Source organism: Alcanivorax sp. VBW004 (assembly GCF_009718865.1).
In the GTDB taxonomy this organism is placed as follows: Bacteria; Pseudomonadota; Gammaproteobacteria; order Pseudomonadales; family Alcanivoracaceae; genus Alcanivorax.
Genome location: NZ_WNHC01000001.1, coordinates 1,833,764 through 1,853,717, shown reverse-complemented (window position 1 = coordinate 1,853,717; position 19,954 = coordinate 1,833,764). Strand labels below are relative to the sequence as shown.

Annotated in this window: 10 protein-coding genes; 5 read left to right on the top strand and 5 right to left on the bottom strand. The window is 57.4% G+C overall.

Annotation, left to right across the window (positions count from 1 at the left end):
• Nucleotides 1-35: 35 nt before the first annotated feature.
• Nucleotides 36-902, bottom strand: coding sequence for a GNAT family N-acetyltransferase (locus F1529_RS08525; RefSeq protein ID WP_155133739.1), 867 nt, complete (start codon nt 900-902; stop codon nt 36-38).
• Nucleotides 903-1,029: 127 nt separating this feature from the next.
• Here F1529_RS08525 and F1529_RS08520 point away from each other — a divergent pair, with 127 nt between their 5' ends.
• Nucleotides 1,030-1,281, top strand: coding sequence for a CDGSH iron-sulfur domain-containing protein (locus F1529_RS08520; protein ID WP_155133736.1), 252 nt, complete (start codon nt 1,030-1,032; stop codon nt 1,279-1,281).
• Nucleotides 1,282-1,416: 135 nt separating this feature from the next.
• Here the strand turns inward: F1529_RS08520 and ppc are convergent, their stop codons facing one another.
• The gene (gene ppc, locus F1529_RS08515) at nt 1,417-4,083 is read right to left on the bottom strand and encodes a phosphoenolpyruvate carboxylase (protein WP_370456982.1); all 2,667 of its coding nucleotides are present in this window, start codon (nt 4,081-4,083) and stop codon (nt 1,417-1,419) included.
• 181 nt (nt 4,084-4,264) lie between these two features.
• On the opposite strand from ppc, the gene F1529_RS08510 reads away from it, so the two are divergent.
• From F1529_RS08510 to F1529_RS08500, 3 genes are all read left to right on the top strand, one after another.
• Nucleotides 4,265-5,209, top strand: a complete 945-nt coding sequence (locus F1529_RS08510) for a hypothetical protein (protein ID WP_007150986.1) — start codon at nt 4,265-4,267, stop codon at nt 5,207-5,209.
• A gap of 139 nt (nt 5,210-5,348) precedes the next feature.
• A complete protein-coding gene (locus tag F1529_RS08505; protein WP_155133733.1) occupies nt 5,349-7,037 on the top strand; it encodes a trypsin-like serine protease in 1,689 nt (562 codons plus the stop codon).
• A 174-nt stretch (nt 7,038-7,211) separates the two neighbouring features.
• The gene (locus tag F1529_RS08500; RefSeq protein ID WP_155133730.1) at nt 7,212-8,663 is read left to right on the top strand and encodes a hypothetical protein; all 1,452 of its coding nucleotides are present in this window, start codon (nt 7,212-7,214) and stop codon (nt 8,661-8,663) included.
• Nucleotides 8,664-8,713: 50 nt separating this feature from the next.
• Here the strand turns inward: F1529_RS08500 and F1529_RS08495 are convergent, their stop codons facing one another.
• The 3 genes from F1529_RS08495 to F1529_RS08485 form a co-directional block, all read right to left on the bottom strand.
• Nucleotides 8,714-9,718 (bottom strand): LLM class flavin-dependent oxidoreductase, encoded by a 1,005-nt coding sequence (locus F1529_RS08495; protein WP_370457070.1) that lies wholly within the window; start codon nt 9,716-9,718, stop codon nt 8,714-8,716.
• A gap of 156 nt (nt 9,719-9,874) precedes the next feature.
• On the bottom strand, nt 9,875-16,942 hold the full coding sequence (locus F1529_RS08490) for a hemagglutinin repeat-containing protein (protein WP_155133724.1): 7,068 nt from the start codon (nt 16,940-16,942) through the stop codon (nt 9,875-9,877).
• Nucleotides 16,917-18,617, bottom strand: a complete 1,701-nt coding sequence (locus F1529_RS08485; protein WP_155133721.1) for a ShlB/FhaC/HecB family hemolysin secretion/activation protein — start codon at nt 18,615-18,617, stop codon at nt 16,917-16,919. The genes F1529_RS08490 and F1529_RS08485 overlap by 26 nt, the downstream gene beginning before the upstream one ends.
• Nucleotides 18,618-18,760: 143 nt before the next feature.
• On the opposite strand from F1529_RS08485, the gene F1529_RS08480 reads away from it, so the two are divergent.
• Nucleotides 18,761-19,915 (top strand): hypothetical protein, encoded by a 1,155-nt coding sequence (locus F1529_RS08480; protein WP_155133718.1) that lies wholly within the window; start codon nt 18,761-18,763, stop codon nt 19,913-19,915.
• Nucleotides 19,916-19,954 lie beyond the last annotated feature (39 nt).

Below are 19,954 nucleotides of genomic sequence, written 5' to 3'. Positions count from 1 at the left end.
GCCGTCAACTGCCCACGATGCATTGCCAACCGGCTTTACACCGCCTGGGCCGGCTGCATGAAGTGCTGCACATAACGGGCGGGCAAGTCCTCCACCGCCATCAACACAAAGAAATCCAGGCAGTTAAAATCCGGGTCCCAGCACGGTTCACCGCACACTTGAGCCCCCATGCGCAGGTAGGCCTTGAGCAGCGGAGGCATTTTCACACTATCCGCCTGGGCATCTCCTGGCAGCGCCTGCAAGCGCAGATGCGGCTGCACGCGATGCCCTGCCTGGCTCAGGTGGCGCGCCTGGATACGCTGATTAACCGCTGCCACGTTATAGCCTTCACTCAGAGCGATACTGGCGCAGCCCAGCAGGTAGCGCACATCGTTTTCCAGCATGTACTGCGCCAGCCGCGCCCACAGCACACTGATAACGGCCCCGTTGCGGTGTTCCGGGTGGATACAGGTACGGCCGATCTCTGCCAGCTTGCCATCCAGTCGACCCAGCATGGTCAGATCAAATTCACCGCTGGAATAGAAACCCCCGGTCCGGTGCAAGCGATCGCCAGGCAGCACACGGGTGTAACCCACGATTTCCCCATTGCGGTTATCACGCACCACCAGGTGCAGGCAGTGACGATCAAAGCGGTCCCGGTCGAGCCCGAATGGGGCACTGAAACTGGCGCCGTATTCCTGGGAAAAGATGCGATAGCGCAGGCGCTGGATTTTCAGAATCTCGCGGCGCGAGCGGGTGAAATAGGCCGTGAAACGACCCGGCGCTGGGGCCTCAAGCGCCCTCTCGGCGGCCATATCACGGGGAAAGCGAAGAATCTCGGCGGTGGCCACGAACGGCTTGGCGAAGGCCCCTTTCAATTGCGGGCTTAACGCTTTGATCTTTCCTGCAGCTTGCGCAAGCATAGTGTACTCCACTGGCAGTTTCGGCCAGTGTCGTCAGCCGCCGTGGCAAGGCAGTGACATTTGCATGACATTTGCGCGACACACGAAAAATGCGCTTGACGTTAACGAAAGCCCCCTGGAGAGCACCATGGACACCCCCCGCATCGCCCACACCGTACCGTTCCCGCTACCCGTCAAAAAAGGCGATACGGTCTACTGGTGCGCCTGCGGCCTGAGCCAGACACAGCCTTATTGCGACGGCAGCCACAAGGGCACCGGCTTCGCTCCGGTGCCCTACACCGCCACGCGGGACAGGATTGTGTTTTTCTGCGGCTGTAAACACAGCAGCAAAGGCATGATCTGCGACGGCAGTCATTCGAAGATAGTGGACAGTGAATAGTCACCAGGCAAAAACGTCGCGATTGCGTTGCCATGCCTGTCGAAGCCAAGAGGCCGCGTCCAAGGATTGGGCGCGGCCTCTTCCGTTTCAAATCAAGACAGCCGATTTCGCGCAGCTGTCAGCTGTCAATTGCCTTTACCCCGTGTTGCGCAGTCCTGCCGCAATCCCCGCGATCGTCACCATCAAGGCGCTTTCCAGCGTTTCGTCGCCGTCCTGCTGACGTAGCCGCGCCATTAGCTCTGCCTGCAGCAAATGCAACGGGTCGGTGTACGGGTCACGCACGCGGATGGACCAGCGCATCACCGGGTTGTTATCCAGCAGATCTTCGCGGCCGGTGAGCGCTGACAGGGCACTGACTGTGGCGGTGAGCCGCTCGCGCAGCACTTCGCCCAAACGCATCAGGCCGGCATCATCGCCAGCCAGGCGCTCTTCATACCAGGCCGCCACCCGCAGGTCGGATTTGGCCAGCACCATTTCCAGCATATCCACCACGCCCTGGAAAAACGGCCACTCGCTGGCCATTTCCCGCACCATGCCATTCTGTGCCGCATCGTTCTGGGCATCTTCCAGGGCGGCACCGGTGCCCAGCCAGGCAGGCAGCATCAGGCGGATCTGGGTCCAGGCGAACACCCAGGGAATTGCCCGCAACGAGCTGATGCCCTGATCCGATTTGCGGCGGGCCGGACGGCTGCCCAGCGCCAATCGCGACAATTCGGTTTCCGGCGTCACGGTACGCAGGTAACGCACCAGCTCGGGCTCATCGCGAACCACCCCGCGATAGCCCGCCACAGAGGTATCGGTCAGCGCCTGCATCTGCTGGCGCCACTCCGGCCGCGCCGCCTGGGGCGGCAACAGGGTGGCTTCCAGTGTGGCCGCCACATACTGCTCCAGGTTGAACACCGCCACCGACGGGCGGCCATATTTGAAGCGAATCACCTCACCCTGCTCCGTCACCCGGATACGCCCGGCCACTGATCCCGGCGGCTGCGACAACAACGCCATGCGGGTGGGCGAGCCGCCGCGGGAAATGGAGCCACCCCGGCCATGGAACAGGGTGAGCGGAATAGCGTTCTCGGCAAACAGCGCCGTCAGCTTTTCCTGGGCCCGGTACTGGGCCCAGGCAGCACCGAGAAAACCGGCGTCCTTGGCGGAATCGGAATAGCCGATCATGACTTCCTGGCCCGCGGCGACTCGCTCCCGGTAGAACGGCAACGCCAACAGGGCCGACATGGTCTGCTCGGCGCCGTCCAGATCGTCCAGGGTTTCAAACAGCGGCACCACGCGCATGGGCTCGCGGACACCGGCGATCTTCTGCAGCAACATCACCGCCATCACATCGGACGGCGTGGTCGCCATGGAAATCACGTAGGCTCCCAGCCCTTCACTGCCCTGCTCGGCGATCACCTCACAGGTGGCCAACACTTCGGCTACCTCGGGGGTGCAGTGTTCGCTATCGCGGAACGCGGCATCAATCAACGGCCGGCGCGCCTGCAGTTCGTCTACCAGAAACGCCTGGCGGGCCGCTTCATCCCAGTCGTTGTAACTGCCCAGCTGCAGATAGCGGGTGATCGCATCCAGCACCTCACTGTGGCGGGTGGATTCCTGGCGGATATCCAGCCGCAACAGGGTAATCCCAAAGCAGTTCAGGCGGCGCAAGGTGTTCTTCAAATCACCATCGGCGATATCGCTCAAACCCACCGCACGTAGCGAACGGTCCAGCATCTGCAGTGGCGCCATCAGTTCTTCGCGACGCAGGTACGCGTCCCCCTCCGGCACCGGCAAGCCTTCCACCTGGGCTTCCATCTGGCGGCGGGTCAAGCGCAGGCGGCTGCGCACGTCGCGCAACAACACCCGGTACGGCTCGTGGGTAGGGCCCGTGGCCGCCAGTAGTTCGTCACTGGCAGCTTTCATGGACAGGTCCGCCAGCAGATTTTCCACATCCCGCAGGTACAAATCCGCCGCCATCCAGCGAGCCAGCAACAGCACTTCGCGGGTCACCGGGGCGGTGACATTGGGGTTGCCGTCCCGGTCACCGCCCATCCACGAGGCCAACCTCACCGGCGCCCAATCCGCTGGCGGCGCGGGCAGGCCCTGCTCGGCCAACTGCGCTTCCAGCCGGCGCAATACATCCGGTACGGCTTGCCACAGGGATTGCTCAATGGTGGCAAAGCCCCATTTGGCTTCATCCACCGGGGTCGGCTTTTCACGGCGGATTTCATCGGTGCACCAGGCCGCCAGGATCACCCGGCGTAGCCGTTCACGGCGCAGTTCACGCTCGTCATCATTGAGATCGGAACGGTCCAGCTCGCTGAGCAGGTCAGCCATCTGATCGTACTTGCGAATCAGGGTACGGCGAGTGACCTCGGTGGGGTGCGCGGTCAGCACCAGCTCCACGGAAAGGTCTTCCAGCGTGCCCGAGATCTGCGATTGCGCAATCTGGTTATCCGCCAGACGCTGCAACACATCCTGTAGCCCCTGATCGGTGCCCGCATCGCCTGGATACCGCTGGTGCTGACGGTGCAGCCGCTCGCGGTGATGTTGTTCGGCAATATTGCTCAGGTTGAGAAACTGGCTGAACGCGCGTGCCACTTCCAGCAGAGTAGCATCGTCCAGGGGGGACAGCAGGTCACGCAGTGACGCCAGTGACTCGCCCCCGCCGGTGCGGGTTGCCACCGATGCCTGGCGAATCTTTTCCACCGTCTCGTACATGGCGTCGCCCGCCTGCTGGCGCAGACATTCACCTAACAAATCGCCTAACAGACGGACATCATCACGCAATGGTGCATTTACACTGTGATCCACTGTGCCTCCTTACGGTGCAGGAATATTCACCGGCGCCTACAATACTCACTCTTCAGGTCGAAACCATGACCGGCAAATTCATCTCAACGTACAGTTTTAACAAGATTACACTGCCGGGCATCTTTATTCCGCTGCCACGGTGCCGCAACATAGGCCCCCTAATAAACCCGGGATCGACTCAATGATGAACACCTCAAGCCGTATCACCTCGGATCAGGGGGTGGTACTGATGCAGTATCTGGCGCGGGCCTTGTTTGCCGGTCTCGCCGTGATGTATTTCCACCACGCGGACCATTTCTTCTTCACCCTGCCCAAGGCGACTCCGTGGCTGCTGTTTTGCGCCTATATCGGCATCCAGCTTCTACTGCTGATCTGGCGCCCGGTCAATGCCGACGCTTTTGCCTCCGCACTGGACCTGCTCACCCTGGGTATCGTGCTGCTGCTGGATGCGGGAGATCCGCCTCCCACCATGGCACTGCTGTTTATCGCCGTGCTCAGTAACGGCCTGCTGCACGGTCTCAAACGTTTTCTGATCATGCTCATCGGTGCGGAGATCGTGCTGGCCTTTGTCCTGCCCATCCGGCTCAGCTATGCCAGTGCTCCTACGGCTTCTGCCAGCCTGTTTCTGGTGGCGGCACTCAGCGCCTGCATGCTCTACTTCGGCTTGATGATCTGGCGCAACCAGCACCTCTCCCGAGCCGCACTGGAAGCCACCTGGCGTGACCCGGATACCGACTTCATCAGCCGCGAAGCGCTGGTCAGTACCGCTGGCTGGCTGGTGCCCCTGCACGATCGCATTTCCTCGCCGCTGACCCTGGCGCTGGTGCAGCACAACGAACTGCCACTCCTGGCCGACCGGGTCGCCCAGCGCATTCGCCGCAGCGATGTGGCGGCCCGCTACGATGAACAACACCTGGCCCTGCTACTGCCCTGCACCGCTACAGCCGCCGCCGAGCAGCTGCTCAATGACTTGCGCGACCGGCACCCGGGCCTGCGCGCCGCGGTGATGACGCTGACCGATGGCGACGCGGCCCTGGAGCAGGCGTTCTCTCACCTGCAGACGTCCATGGCCCGCACCACGGAAGAGGACAACCACTGGCTGGCCCATGCGCCACCGATGAACTGAACCCTCAAGGCCAGCCCCAACGGCTGGCTGTCGGCACACCACCGCCACAGGGCACCGGAAACAAACAAAACACGCTTCGCTCACACAGCCTTGTCACCCTTTGCGCTAAACTGGCGTAAACAATGACAAGGCCGCCTTCATGCCCCTTCGTACCGTTTCCGCAGCCCTGCTCGTCTGTCTGCTGACCGCCCCGGGCACGCTCTTGCTCGCCGCCGACGGCCCCAGCCCGCGTATTGTCGGGGGCAATCAGGCTCCCTCTGGCTTCTGGCCGTGGATGACACAACTCGCCATCGACGACCCCAATTTAGACAACGGTTACTTGCTCTGTGGTGCCAGCCAGATCAGCCCGCGCTGGGTGCTCACGGCACATCACTGCACCCAGTACCAGAACGATGCCCTGGCCACCGCCGACCGCATATTTGTTTATATCGGCGAAACCGAACGCAAAGGCACCTTCCCCCAGCCGGGACGCATCGCGGTGGAGGGTATTTACCGCCACCAGAGCTACAACAATTTTTCCTTTGCTCACGATCTGGCCCTGCTGCGCATACCTGCCACCAGTAACAACCAATGGCCCAGCCTGGCGGACAACGGCACCTTTGCGGAACTGGAAAGTCGCTCGTTGAACCAACGTGACGAAGCGGTAACGGCCCTGGGCTGGGGCCAAACGGGCAGCGGCAACCTGAGTACACGGCTGCGCGAGGTGCAACTGGATTACATTCCCAGAACGATCTGCAATGAGCGATCCACCCTGTCGATTCCGGCATCGACCATCTGCGCCGCTGAGCTCAACCCCATCAACGGCATCAACCAGGACACCTGCTTCGGCGACAGCGGCGGCCCCCTGTTTATCGGCGAAGAACCCAACCCCTGGTTGGTGGGCCTGACCAGCTTCGGCCTGGAAAACTGTGCATCCGGCGCCCCTGCCGGGTACAACCATGTAACCACTGAAATCGCCGAAATCGAACGACTGACCACGCTGGGCGGAGTACCGCTGGTGGACATGACCGTCAATGGCGCCAACACGGCCCGCTACTATCAACCCCTGAACGGCACCCAAATCATCTCCGCTACCCTGCGCAACAACAGCACCAGCAATACCGCCACCAACGCCACAGTGAGCCGAGCGCTCAGCGGCAGCCTGACCACCAGCGCCCGCTTTGACTGGAACGGTTGCAGCGCCCTGTCCTCCGCTACCCGCTGTACCGTGGCCAGCAGCCTGGCCGCAGGCGCTTCCCGCACTGGCAGCGTGGAGGTGACGGACAGCAGTGGCACCGACCAGGTCGTGACCCTCACGCTCAGCGCCAGTGCCGATGAAAACGACTACCGCCGCCGCAACGATGACCGGGTACAGGAAATCGCCTTCTCCGACAATCCCGACCTGGCCCTGTCCGCCGCCCAACAGACCAGCAGCCCCACCCGAGCCAGGCTAACGCTAACCCTGAGCAATCGCTCTCCGCTGAATGCCGCCACCAACACCGGCATCAGCTTCCCGCTCCCTGCCAATACTCAATTGGTCAACGGCGCGGAACTGGGCTGCCAACAAGGCAATCCGGTGTTCTGCCCTGTCGGCGATCTCGACCCGGAACAAAACCAGACCCTGACCCTGGAGTTCACCACTGACACCGGCATCAGCCAGACCTTTACCTTCAACGCCAGCGCCGATCAGAGCGACCTGCCTGGAGACACCGACACAGAAGCCGACATCACCGTGCAGTACAACGCCAGCGTTAACACAGCGGCAGGTGGCAGCAGCGGGGGCGGTGGTGCGTCACTGTGGTTGGGGCTCATGGCGTTGCTGCTGGGCGTGCGCTTGCGTCAACATTAGTGGTGGCACGTTGTATTATTATTTCTTCAGCAAGAAGAAGTGACATAGATCACAATCCTCCTATCCGAAAATAAATTTTAGCCGCGCCTGTAAGTCATGGCTGACAAGAGAAAGTGCGCTCCTGCCTTATACTTTCGCCCCAATTAAAACGACGAATCCAAACATGGGGAAATCATGCTGAGTATGCAGTGGCACCGTATGAAACGTACTGTAATTGCACTTTTATTATTCATCGCAGCGGCGCCCAGTTTCGCAAACCTGGAAGCCCAAGGCCCCGAATACCTCGTTAACACCTCATCATCCGGTTACGAAGCAACACCGCACATAGCCGTAGACGGGAACAATCAGACACTGATCGTTTGGACCTCTCAAAACCGCCTCTCCGATGTTGGCCCAACCATTAAAGGCCAATTTTATAATCAATTTGGTGAGACCGTTGGCCCAGAGAAAGTCTTGGTCGATGCGGACCAAAATATCGCCCGCATTCCTGAACAGAACGACTACCCACACATTGCAATGACCATGTGGAACGATGGTGATTTTGCCCTCGCCTGGTCGGAAACCGGCGATCCCATCAGTGACACCGATAACGACTACAATCTGGTGCTTCAATTCTTCAATAACGACGGCTCTCCAACAGGTGAGCCTGTCACCGTTGCAAATACCGACGGCAAAGAAGCGCTACCCGCCCTCGCCCACAACGACACCGGTCTGGTAATTGCCTGGCAAACTTTTCCCACTACACGGGGCAAGCCTATAAATAGCAAGACACTGTCATTCCGGCGTTATAGCAAAAGCGGCAACGCCACAAATAGCGGAGTCACCGTCCCGCAGCCTATACCGCTCACCAACCTGGGGGCTATTCCAGCCGTTGCCCTGAATACCGATAACGCGATATTCCTCGTATGGGGCGCAGATATGCAGGGCAAGAAAACCGGAGAAGAAACGTCACCGCATTACGCTATTAGAGGCGCGCTTTTCGCTGCGAATGATAATCCGATAGGCGAAACATCCACCCTGTTTAGCATAACCGATGTGGGCAGCTACCCTAGCGACGTTCACGCGGCCACACTAGACGAAAACCACTTCATCGCAGCCTGGGACAGCGGTGATTATGGAAGCCGGGACCCAATGGCACGGTCTGTTTCGCTAACCGGGGTTCTTGGCAGCGTCATGGGCCAACAAACGCAGGAAGATAATGCCATCTCGGCTATCGCAAAGGGCAAGGATGGCAATGCCTTTATCGTCTGGAACCGCAACGGCGGATATAACGATAAAACTCTTTACACTCAACAGCTCACGGTCAACGGCCTTATAGGCGGCCCTCAACAAGCATCCACCTACACCACGCCTGAAGAGAACCATGTGGCTCTTGCCACAGACAGCAATGACTCGCTCATCGTTACCTGGGAAAGCTGGATAGCGAATGATGACGACGCGCCGGATATTTATGCTCGCCGTTTTGAGGTCACGCAAAGCAGCAATACAGAAACCGGCGGAGCAAGCAGTGGAGGAGGAAGCAGTAGTGGAGGCGGTAGCCTGCCCCTTGCTTTGCTTACTGCTCTCGTGGCGCTCGGCAGGTTTCGCAGGAACCACTGGCGGATCTCGGACCGTAGGTCAGATTAGCCTATAAGGCGTAATCCGACATCCAGGTACGCAATAAAAGCGAAGACGTATCACATCGTCCGAAACTGCTCCAACGCCGCCAGAATATCCAGCGCATGGCGGCGTTTCACCGGATCATACAAATCCACCGTCACCATCAGCTCATCCACCTCTACCGAATCCAGCAACTGATCCAGTTGTCCTTGCATAGAGGCTGCCGTTCCCAGCAACTGCAAGCCCAGGAAATCTTTTACCCCTACTTCCTCTTGTGGATTCCACAATCCGTCCATGCTCTGTACCGGCGGCTTCATCCACAAAGGCTGGCCACGGAACAGGGCCAGAATGCGCTGGTAACTGGTGGTGGTCAGGTACTGGGCCTCCACATCGGAATCCGCCGGCACCGCAGGCACCGTCAACATGGCATAGGGCCTGTCCAGCTGAGCAGAGGGCTGAAACTGATCCCGGTAGATACGCAACGCCTCACGATACAACCGCGGCGCAAAATGCCCGGCAAAGGCATAGGGCAAGCCACGCTGTGCGGCCAGCTGCGCGCTGTACAAACTGGAGCCCAACAACCAGATCGGTACTTCGGTGCCCGCCCCCGGAATCGCGTTCACAGCCCGTGACGCATCCAGCGGCCCGAGCAAACGCTGCAACTCCGCCACATCCTGGGGGAACTGCTCCGCCCCCAGACCTTCACGACGCAGGGCACGGCTAGTCATTGGATCGGTTCCCGGCGCACGGCCCAGGCCCAGGTCAATCCGATCAGGATAGAGACTCTCCAGGGTCCCGAACTGCTCGGCAACCACCAGCGGGGGATGATTCGGCAACATCACCCCCCCGGACCCCACCCGAATGGATTCGGTCGCCCCGGCAATATGCCCGATCAACACCGAAGTCGCGGCGCTGCTGATCCCCTGCATATTGTGGTGCTCCGCCAGCCAGAACCGCTGAAAACCCAGCGATTCCGCATGGCGGGCGTAGGCAACGCTGTTGGCCAGCGTCTCGCCCACGGTATCGCCCTCACGGACCGAGGCAAGCTCCAGTAATGAAAACGGCACTTTTGCAGACAAGATTTATCCTCCCATAACGCCAGCGTTATGAATAGTGTTCAAATTCGGGATTTCAAGTCAACAGAGAAAAAGCAAAGGGCCGGCTCATGCCGACCCTTCAGATTTTTAGTAGAAAATAAGGCTAACTCAAGGTGAGCCCATATGCCCATGACTATTTCATTATGGAGCTTTAGCTCCACAACGGGTAACACAACTGTAGTTTGAGTGCGGCGATGATCCCGAAAAGAGTTCTAGCGGATTGCCCCAACCAGGTTGATTTTGTGTCGCGCTATGAAACGGCACTGCCGGCACCTCCATTGTCACCAGTGAGTTAGTCGTCGCGTCGAAATGATCCACGACACTAACGCTCTGCCCATGACTCCCATAGACATATAGCCCGTGATTTCCACCTAGGCCCTGCCCTACAAAATCGCCACTGTTAACAGAGGAACTAGTAAGCAACATGCTGTTACTATGGAGGTACGTGTTGAAATCCTTCAAATTCACTGGGGAACCAAACATATTCCAGGTGAAATTTGGATTACCGGCTGTGCCGAACGCGATATCCTCAGACAGCCCCACCGCAAGCAAGCCCGAGTAGTTCAGCAAGTTCCCCTGTGAGTGGTTTGCAAGATTTGCATGATCGTCCCCTCTGGCCAGCATCACCTGATTCGCAAATATGCCCGTATCAACCGCCACGTTTGTCGCCATCCATGATTGGCCCAGCTTAATCGACAGCGTGTCTTGCGCGCTTTCAAAGAGGTCAGCGAGCACACCTCGCGACGGGTTGTAATTCAGTGTCACCAATACCGGCTGCTCAGGATTGTTTAACAGGTCATGGGTTTGCGTCACAGCGTTGTAGGAGGCCAGCGCAGGGGTATTTAGCATGCCGTTTGTGGAATTCTGATAAGTAGCCGTTCCTGCGGCAATCGCCAGCGGGTTCGTGCTAACCATTGTCCCTGCCAGCTTTGCTTGCTGCGCAGCATTCATCAAATGATAGCCAGGCGTTTCTGAAATCGGCACCCAGCCCAACTCCGGATTGGCCAGCATATAGGGATTGTCTGCCGTAGCAATCACCATCTGTTGTTGGTGTGCATCGCTCCCAGGCAAGAGCTGGCCTGGTAACTGTGCCAAAAGCCCGCCAAAGTTCTGTGCGGTGGGCAGGATTCCGAATGCTCCGATTCTTTGATTGATTATCTCCCTCATCACCGTGGGATTATCTACACCCGAGATGCGTACACCAAGGTCTACACCACGGCTTATCTCACCGCCTACTCCGCTAATCACTGTCTGAGCATTGGTTCCTGAGCTTAATTGTTGCTCCACAATCTCGGCCCGACCCACTTCGCTGAAAAGACGATTATCTACCGTCACTCCGACGTCCAGCACCCCAGTCTGCTGATCAAGCGTCACCACTTGCGACTCATTGATATCACGATTCAAATCGGCATAGTCAGCATGTTCATCCAGACTTACTCCACCAACGGTGATATTACCCGCCCCAATCGTGGCCAGGGTCTGACCTTCCATGCGGCTCCCCGAATTCTGGAGACTGACTGTCGTTGTTCCGGTTGTCTGCTCCTTGCCCTTTAGATCTTCTCGCGTCCCTTCATATTCTTGCTTACCAACATTACTTACCTGCAGTCCAACACCCTGCTGTTCACTCTTACTGTAATCGCGCAGATCTTCGACCGTTAATGTTTCCGTAGCAAAGCTCAGATTGCCATGGTCCACCAACGCCAGCTCACCAGTCTCAGCATTTTCTTCATAGCTGGCATTTGCGATCATGCCACCGATCAGGGTAGTGTCCCTGGCCGTGACCCGGCTGTTTTCGCCGTCTGCCACCAGAATGGCACTTTGCTGATTGGTGCGCGCGCCTTCGCTGCTTCCTTCTGCCATGTTAAAGCCCGCGCTGCCGCTAGCAGGCTTTCTCTCGTTTCCAGCACCAGCGATTCCAAGATTTGCTCCCATGCTGCTGTTGCTGCTGCTGTAGGTATCTTGCAGACTTTCAATATGTAGTGCTCCGGTTTCGATTTCAGCGGAGTTAGCGGTGATAAGGCCGCCTTTCACCGTCAGGCTCTCACTGTTACTGGCCAGGTGGCCCACATTGAGCTGGCTATTTACGTACTGGGTGGCCTGACTTTGGGAGTCAGCTTCATTAAAACCGACATTGGCATTCCAGCTACCCGCACCGCTGGTGCTGACACTGAAGCCACCGTTTTTGCTCTCTTGTTCAAAGCGGCTGCTTTGTTCGTTGGTACCCGCTCCAATAAGGATATCGGCTGCATTCAGGTCCAGTACACCGGCATTAATGTCACTGCCAATGATGCTTGCCTTGTCCGCATTAATGCTCATGGCGGAGGCATTGAGGGTGCTACCTTTCCAATCTTTTTGTGTTTCAGTGCTAGTCGAGGTGGTTTCACTATGCTGAGCACTACCGCTGACATAGAAACCGGTGCCAGCCGCTGCCGTCCCGGCAGCCATCGCCATACCTAGCGCAAGCTGAGCCTGGACTAAGTTTGCTTCTGCAGCGGCCACCATAATGCGATAATCATCCAGTGCATCTTTAGCCAGCTCCCCTCGTTCGACACGCCTTTCCGCCTCTTTTAGCCCATCAACCGCATCACCAACTGCCTCACCCGCCTTTTTAAGGCCCTCCACCGCATACGCGGCATCCACGTAGGCATTGCGAATACCTACCGACGTTTCCGTGGTTTTTTCCTTCAGCGTTTCCGTAACCGTTTTTTCATCCTGCACCCCGGTAATGCTGACGCTGTCACCAGCCAGTGACAGAACACCGTCTTCCCCGGTAGCTTCAATATCGGCATTGATCAGGCTTAACTCGCTGTCTGCCTCAAGGACAATCTGATTCCCTGAAATACTGCTACCGCTATGCGTTAGCGTATTGGTGACCGTTGCCTGCTCCAGCTCGGTCAACCGAAGCCCGCCCAGGCTGATTTCGTCCTTTTTCAGTGAGGGATCGATACTGGAGGCGGTCTCGGTTTCATCTTTTTCAGTGATCGTCGTTTCGGTGACCGCTGTATCCAGCAGGATATTGTCGGCCAGCATCACGACCTTGCCACTCTCTTCGTCAGCTTCCAGACTCGAACCCGTCAAGGTCATATCGTTTTGGGCAGAAAGCTGGATATTCTCTGCTTGCAACGCCGAGCCAACCTCGCGACGCTCATGGACTCGGCTTTCCGTACTTTCGGAAAGCGTTACCTCCATGTCTTTGGCCCCCAGTGCCAGCCCTGGCAAATACATGCCGCCGGCCCCCATAATGACGGAGGAAGCTTTTGCCAATTCCTTGACAGGGCCACGCAAAGAACGGGTTTTTATATCCCAGTTTTCGTTTTCGAGGGCAACAGTACCAATGTAAAGATTGTCGATACTGCCGCGCTCAATAATAGGGTTTCCTTCATCGTCCAACCTCAGGGCACCGTTCTCAGCCGTTACCAAGGCGGCATCCCCGATGCGCAGATCACCCTGCGCTTCAAGCTGGGCGGCACCCAGCACCACATCCCCTTTTGCATCAAGGGACAGTTCCGCTCCCGATGTCAGCCCGGCTTGTGCCAGTGTCTGAGCCATGCTTCCCGTGTCACGGGTTTTGATCCTGGCGGCATTTTTATCGGTAGTTTGTATTCGTGTGTATGCGCTATTGACACCAGATTCAATGTGCACATCCCTGCCGGCCTCAACCTCGACACCCTCTTCGCCATGACCGTTAGAAGCGATCAATTTCACATCACCCGCTTCTGCCGCAAGCGAGAGGGTGCCACCTGCCGTTAAGAGGCTGCCAATAGCATTTTTTGTTTCATGTTCGATCGTTGTCGTCTTGCTGCGTCCAAAACTGCTATCGTCCTCTTCATAGCTATAACGGTAGTCAGAATTTTGGGCCGCCAGAATACTAATATCTCCCTTACCCATCAGCGACAGATCTTCCCCAGCTTCCAGCCGACTGGCAATCGCGGTCAGATCATTCCCGGACTCCATAACCACATCGCCACCAGCGGTAACTGAGGAACCCTGCTGGCGCACGCTGCGCTGGATGTTATGGCTGGTTTCGCCATCGTGTCGCACCCTGAAATCGTAGCTGTCGCTGTTGGCCGCGGAAGCGATCAGCAGGTCGTTCCCCGCGCTCAGTTGTACGCCACCATCACTGGCCAAGTCGGAACCGATGATGTTGAAATCGTTGCTGGCACTGGCCAGCAGATTCATGGTGGCGGTGATTTCGCTGCCGATATGGCGGATACGGGACTCACTGAGCTTGCCGCTGTGGTAGCTGCCTTTTCTCCCGGATTGATCTGTCACAGTATCAACGACGATATCGCCTTCGGCATTGATCGCGACACTGCCCCCCTGGATGCGACTGCCGGTGATACGGATATCATCGCCGGCATCAAGCGCTACAGATTCCAGGCCGTCGATGGTTGCCGCTTTGCCCATCTGGGTGTGCCATTCTCTCCAGCCTGTTCCATCGCTTATCTCGCTCTGGTAGACAAGACGCTGGTTAATAATCTCCTCGGCACTCTTAAGCGCCACTTCCCGCCCGCGAATGGTGCCGCTGACATTGCGGACATCGCCTTCGGATTCAATATCCACCAAACCTTCACCAATAATATCGCCGCCCAGATTTTGCAGACCCTCTTCATTGAGATTGAAATGGGTATCGCCCCCGATGTGTATGGTCCCGCTGTTAACGATGCTGCCGCCGTCATTCACCATATCGCCACCAGAGGCGATCAATGCACCGTTCTCGTCAATCACCGCGCTTTGTGGTGACAAGTAGAGCTGCGGCACCAATACGGTCTCACCGGCGACTTCCTGTTCCACCATCCAGACGACGTCTCGGGTCAGCTTATTAACCTGTTCAGGGTTGAGTGCCACCCCAACTGTCAATTCCAGAGATTCGGCAGCGAACAGGCCATTATCGAGCAAAGCACGATACTGGGCATTGGCATCCACATATTCCTGGTCCAGCAGGGCGCGGCCGGTCAGGTCCACCACCTGCTGACGAATCAACTGCTGTTCGTAGAAACCATCGCCCAGCAAACGCATGGCGCCATTTGGGTCCCAGCCCAACCGGTTGAGAAGATATTCAGAGCCCAGGAAACCGTCACGGGAGGCGAAGAAAGGGTTGGTTTCAATCAGGTAGGGATGGTCCGGGTCGGCAATGGAGAACAGGCCGCCATTGGCGCCGTCCAGGTAGCTGTCCATATCGTTACCACCACGGCCGGCGCCCTCGCCAACGGCGATAAGCTCTTCTTCGGAAACTCCCCCGGCCTGCTTGTGGCCAAAGTCTCCATTGGTAACGGCCGCTCCCCCCATGTCCAGGTCGCCGCCAGAGATAATATTGGCGCCCAGGATTTCAGCGGATTCAAGTGGGACGGTTTCTTCACCAATATGGGGAGTGTTCTTTACAACCCAGTTATCTTCACGCTTTAGGAAATTGTCGGGATCATAGCTGGAGTTATTCCAGCCTGGATGAAGGCGCATATATTCCAGGGCTTTATTCCCACCATCGCCCCAATATTCAGCCCTACCAAAATAATTACGATTGTTGTATGGCTCGATTCCATATCTGACATTAGCCACATGCGCATCATCGGAAAGATATTTCTTGTAATGGTTGATCAGGACATATTCGCCACTATGTAGTCCAATATTGTCAATGCGATCCACATCAAGGTTCATATTCCCGTAGGCGAGAATGTCGCTGGTCTCATTGACCAGCTCCTCTCCGGTGAGTGACATATCGCCACCCGCCACCAGAAGGCTGCGCCCGGTGGTTGCCTCATCCAGCTCACGCACAAATTCTTCGGTGAAGGTATAGCGCATGGTGAAGTTCGTATGTTCGCATTCTATGCAGAAATACTGCGCCTTGGCGTCCACCAAAACGTCTTCCCAATCGAGTACATCCCGCACATTCAGAATCTGCTCCGCCTGAACCGCAACATCGCCTTCCGCCTCAATTCGCCCGGACCGGTTTTCCAGTTTTTCTGCACTCTCTCCATCGTTACCGCTGATAGTGATAGTCCCGGAGGTATAGATATCTGCCAACCGGTTGGTCACCTGATCGGCTGACAGGGTGATATCGTTTTCGGAGAGCAGGGCCCCGCCTTGATCATTGAGAATGGAGTCTGCCTTGACGGTCAGCGCTTCGCGCCCCCCCAGGGTGCCTGTGTTGGTAACGGTGGTGGCCTGAATATCCGCCATGCCATCAGCAACCACATACCCGCTATTGGTGTAATCGGCTGCATTCACACTCAAGTCTGCCTTTGCCAACACGGTGCCTGTGGACATGATATCGTTCTGATTGGCATCAATGGCAATATTCCCGGTTGCTGCCAAATCGAAATTTTGGATCTTGCCATTGGCCGACAGCACCATATCCCCATTCTGCGCCGCCACCGGCGCATCAAGCTTGACCCCCACACCCTCTTCATTGGCGATCAGTCGAATGCGGTTGGCGTACATGCCGCCCAGTGCACTGGAATCGATGGCAAAGCCCGGCTTGTTGGTGCCGGTGGTTTCATTCGATGTGGCCAGGGTGTTGCGGTCTACCCGTTGTTGGCCGGTGACGATGTTCAGTGAGTCTGCGTGCAGCTCACCGGCCACCTTGACAGAGCGGGCGATGAGGTCGAAGCGGTCGGTATTCGAACCGTTCAATCCGTTCTCGCCAATACCAATACGGCCGCCCTGCACATCAAACCCCTGCAGCTCGCCCCCTTCCATGATGGATTTACCGGTGGTCAGGGTGGCGTGGTTGGTATTGATAAAGCCACAACCGTTACAGCTGATGCCATTGGGGTTGGCCACCACCACATCGGCGCGGGCGCCGCCGACTTCGATATAGCCGCCCAGGTTGGACGGGTTCTGGCCGATGACTTCATTGAGAATCAGGCTGGCGGAGCCATTGTGCAGGTTCGGGTTGCCTTCGATGTAGCCACCCAGTTGAGTTTGCGTTACCTGCTGGCTGTTATTGAGAACAACGCCTTTGCTGCCTACGTTGAAATCGTTATAGAAATTCTGCGACACCCCTTTGCTGTTGGGGTTTTGAATATTGACCACGGGCACGCCATTGGCGGCTTTATCCATCGTCGGCCGCCCATTGGTGCCATGGGTGGGAGTGATGGGTTGTGCGGACAGCAGCATGGGCTGCCAAATCAGCAACAACGACAGCGTATACACCAGACCACGACGGACCGGCTTGGCGGAGGACTCAGAATTCGGCATAAAGTGAGGCATGGAGAGTGTACTCGCTGTCTGTCAGTTCCGTTGAATGCTGTTCCATGGGCCAGGAAATTTCGGTGGTAAGGCGCACCGAGCGGTAGCCCAACCGCACTCCGGCGGTGGTTGAATCTATGCGTGAAAAACCAAACTCGTTCTGATTGCCCGGCACCACTCCGGAGTCATACGCGGCAAAGGGGATCACCGAAACAGGCCCGGTGATCGGCGGGTAACCATCGAACTGCACGCTGCCCGCCACGGCTGAATTCCCGTTCAGGGTAATATCCCGATACCCCCGAACCACTGAACTGGATGCCACCGAGAACCGTTCCGAGGGAAACAACACGTCGTTGGCATACTGTGCATTCAACCGTAATGACAGGGCGCCATATAACGGCTTTATAAAGCGATTGGCTGTAAGATATGTCTGATAGCGAGTGTGCGTTTTCTCTGCAATTGAGACGTCACCCGGAAGGTTCGTCGCCGGCCCCGTGCCCCAGCCTTCTTCCACGGTGACCGTGCCCGCCAGCTGAGTGCGCCCCCAAAGGTGTTTGGCATTGATGCGCCCACCCAGGGCTTTCAGCTGGTAGGAACTCACCCGGATGACCGCATCGTCCAACAGGTTCTCGGTATCGGAGTAGGCGCCTAACAACGAGAACGACAACCGGGAACGGTTGCTGCGATACAAAGTACGGGTGAGCTCAATACGGGAGGTATCGGTGGCGCCAGTGGTTTCAAAACGCTGGAAGATCCCCTGGATTTCGTTTTCATATTGTTGGCGGTTATAGCTCAACGCCAGGTTCCAGTAGCCCAGGCTAATGTCATAACTGAGCCCGGCCCCCCAGGCACGATCCGAAAATTCCGTATCCAGATCGCTATTCAGGGATAGAGAGATCCTGTCGGTGAGTCCGAAGGGACTGCCCCAGTCCAGCCCTGCTTGAGCGGTGCCATGGGTAACATCCCCATAGTGCTCTTCATCCAGCACCAGGGTGCCCCGGTAGCGCCGTGGCCATTCCGCCTGACCCAGCACCACCGTGCCACCCTGTTCCTCCCCGGGTGCCAGATCCATCTTCGCGTCCAGATGGGGTAACCGCGCCAGGGTTTCCACCGCGTGCTCCAGATCACGCAGGTTGACCAGATCACCGGGCGACGCAGGCACCGCCCACTCCAGCACGCGCACGGGCATGCCCACGGCCTCGAAGGACTCCACACGACCGGCCACCACCAGAAGCACCAGGGTGCCGGAAGCGATATCCTGTTCGGGAATCAATACACGGCTAGTAACATAACCTTTGTCGATCAACGCATTGGAAAGCACCGCCTGTAAGGCGCGAATGTCTTTCATACCAATGCATGTGCCTTCTACCGCATCGGCGGGCCGCCGAAACCAGCGACCAAAAGGAAGCGGAGCATCCCCCAACGTTTTGAGTTGAACCGATTCAATCTCAAAACAGCGGTCGGATGCTCCAGAGCCTTCCGGAACAGGCATGCGCAGGTCCGGCCCTTCGCCGGGCACCTGCATATCTTCCAGCTGCTGCTGCTGACGCTGGCGCTCCTGCTCCTGCAGGCGGTCGAACATGCGCTGCTGGGAATTCGGGGCAGGAGCGGCCATTACCGCCCCAGCGCCTCCAATACCCACACAGAGACAGGCGGCGATAACGCCGTAACGAAACAACGGGTTTTCCCCCAACATGGCTATCCTTGCCGATTATGATCACACTGCCGCAGCAGGAAGGTTCATTGCCTTCTCGTAGTTGTGTATTGTGCTGCGGCGAATTAACAGGCGGCGATTCTACACTTTCGGTTATGCAAACGGACTTGAGAGACAGCACGGACGTGAACTTCATCACACGGATCTCGGCACAAACTGCCCAACGGTTTTTTCTGGCCCTTTTTCTGGCTTTTTTTAGTACGACAGTGCATTGCAACGTGGGCCAAGCCATGGCCCCACTGACGGATGCCTCCGCCAATTCTGACCATGCGGTTGAAGAGGCACTCAAGGCCAGCAAGACACTGAAGCCAGCAGAACAGCTGGTTGTACAGAACCGCCTGCGCCTGCGGCAAGCCGCCATGATGATGGTTAACAGCCAGTTCACTCAGGCCCGGGAAGTCTTGAGCACAATAGAAACCGCCAGCCCATCCGGCGCTCAGGCAGGCCTGTTGATGGCCGAAAGTTTTCGCCTGGAAAACAACACCGAGCAGGCAAAAAACTGGTTTCTACGCACCGCCCGGCACTTCCCTTACCGCCCGCAAACCCTTTCTGGCTTGATGAGCGCCGCCCACGACCAACGGACCACAAATCCCGGCCTTTCTCTTGCCCTTTACCAGGAAGTGGAAGCGCAAAGTCAATTTGCCGAAGACCAACTGAGCATCCTGAAGGCAAGCGGTCACATCGATCCGCTGGCTGTTATTTTTCCTTCAGGAATAGATGACGATGTGCGCAAGACACTATTAAAAAACTGCTTGCACCACCCGGATCTCGACCTGCTGCACGCGTCGTCCAGACTCCAGGAAGCTGTAACCACTCTTCTGCAACTGCAGGCACAAAACAGACAATTAACCGAACAGCTCAACGCACTAACGCAAAAACTGGCCACGTATCAAAAACAACGCAGTGACATAGAATCCACCCTCAGCAGCAATGCCAGCCGACTCACTTCGCTTAAAGAACAGCTGGTCCCCAATGACTTCAGTCCTGACCAAACGCGCATCCGCCAGCAACTAACCCAGCTGACCAACCAGCAAACCCGACTGCGCGCCCAAATCGCCTTCATCGACCAGGCAAGTGAGTCTCTGCCCGGCATTATTGACAAGATCGACCGCCAGACCCGCCAACTTCACAGCGCAGCCATGGCTCAACTCAAGGGAAGTCAGGTCGACGTGGAAACGGTGCTGAATAAAAGCTATCAGGCGTATTTAAGTGACCTGCGCAACCTGACCGCAGAAGCCAAGCTGCAACGTGCAGAAATACAAATATCGGCTTCGCCATAATACGAGGGCGGCTAGCCCTTTCTCTCTTCTTCCACCGCT

Coding starts and splice junctions, on each gene's coding strand:
- F1529_RS08525 (WP_155133739.1), bottom strand. CDS start 902: ATGCTTGCGCAAGCTGCAGGAAAGATCAAAGCGTTAAGCCCGCAATTG.
- F1529_RS08520 (WP_155133736.1), top strand. CDS start 1,030: ATGGACACCCCCCGCATCGCCCACACCGTACCGTTCCCGCTACCCGTC.
- F1529_RS08510 (WP_007150986.1), top strand. CDS start 4,265: ATGATGAACACCTCAAGCCGTATCACCTCGGATCAGGGGGTGGTACTG.
- F1529_RS08505 (WP_155133733.1), top strand. CDS start 5,349: ATGCCCCTTCGTACCGTTTCCGCAGCCCTGCTCGTCTGTCTGCTGACC.
- F1529_RS08500 (WP_155133730.1), top strand. CDS start 7,212: ATGCTGAGTATGCAGTGGCACCGTATGAAACGTACTGTAATTGCACTT.
- F1529_RS08490 (WP_155133724.1), bottom strand. CDS start 16,942: ATGCCTCACTTTATGCCGAATTCTGAGTCCTCCGCCAAGCCGGTCCGT.
- F1529_RS08485 (WP_155133721.1), bottom strand. CDS start 18,617: ATGTTGGGGGAAAACCCGTTGTTTCGTTACGGCGTTATCGCCGCCTGT.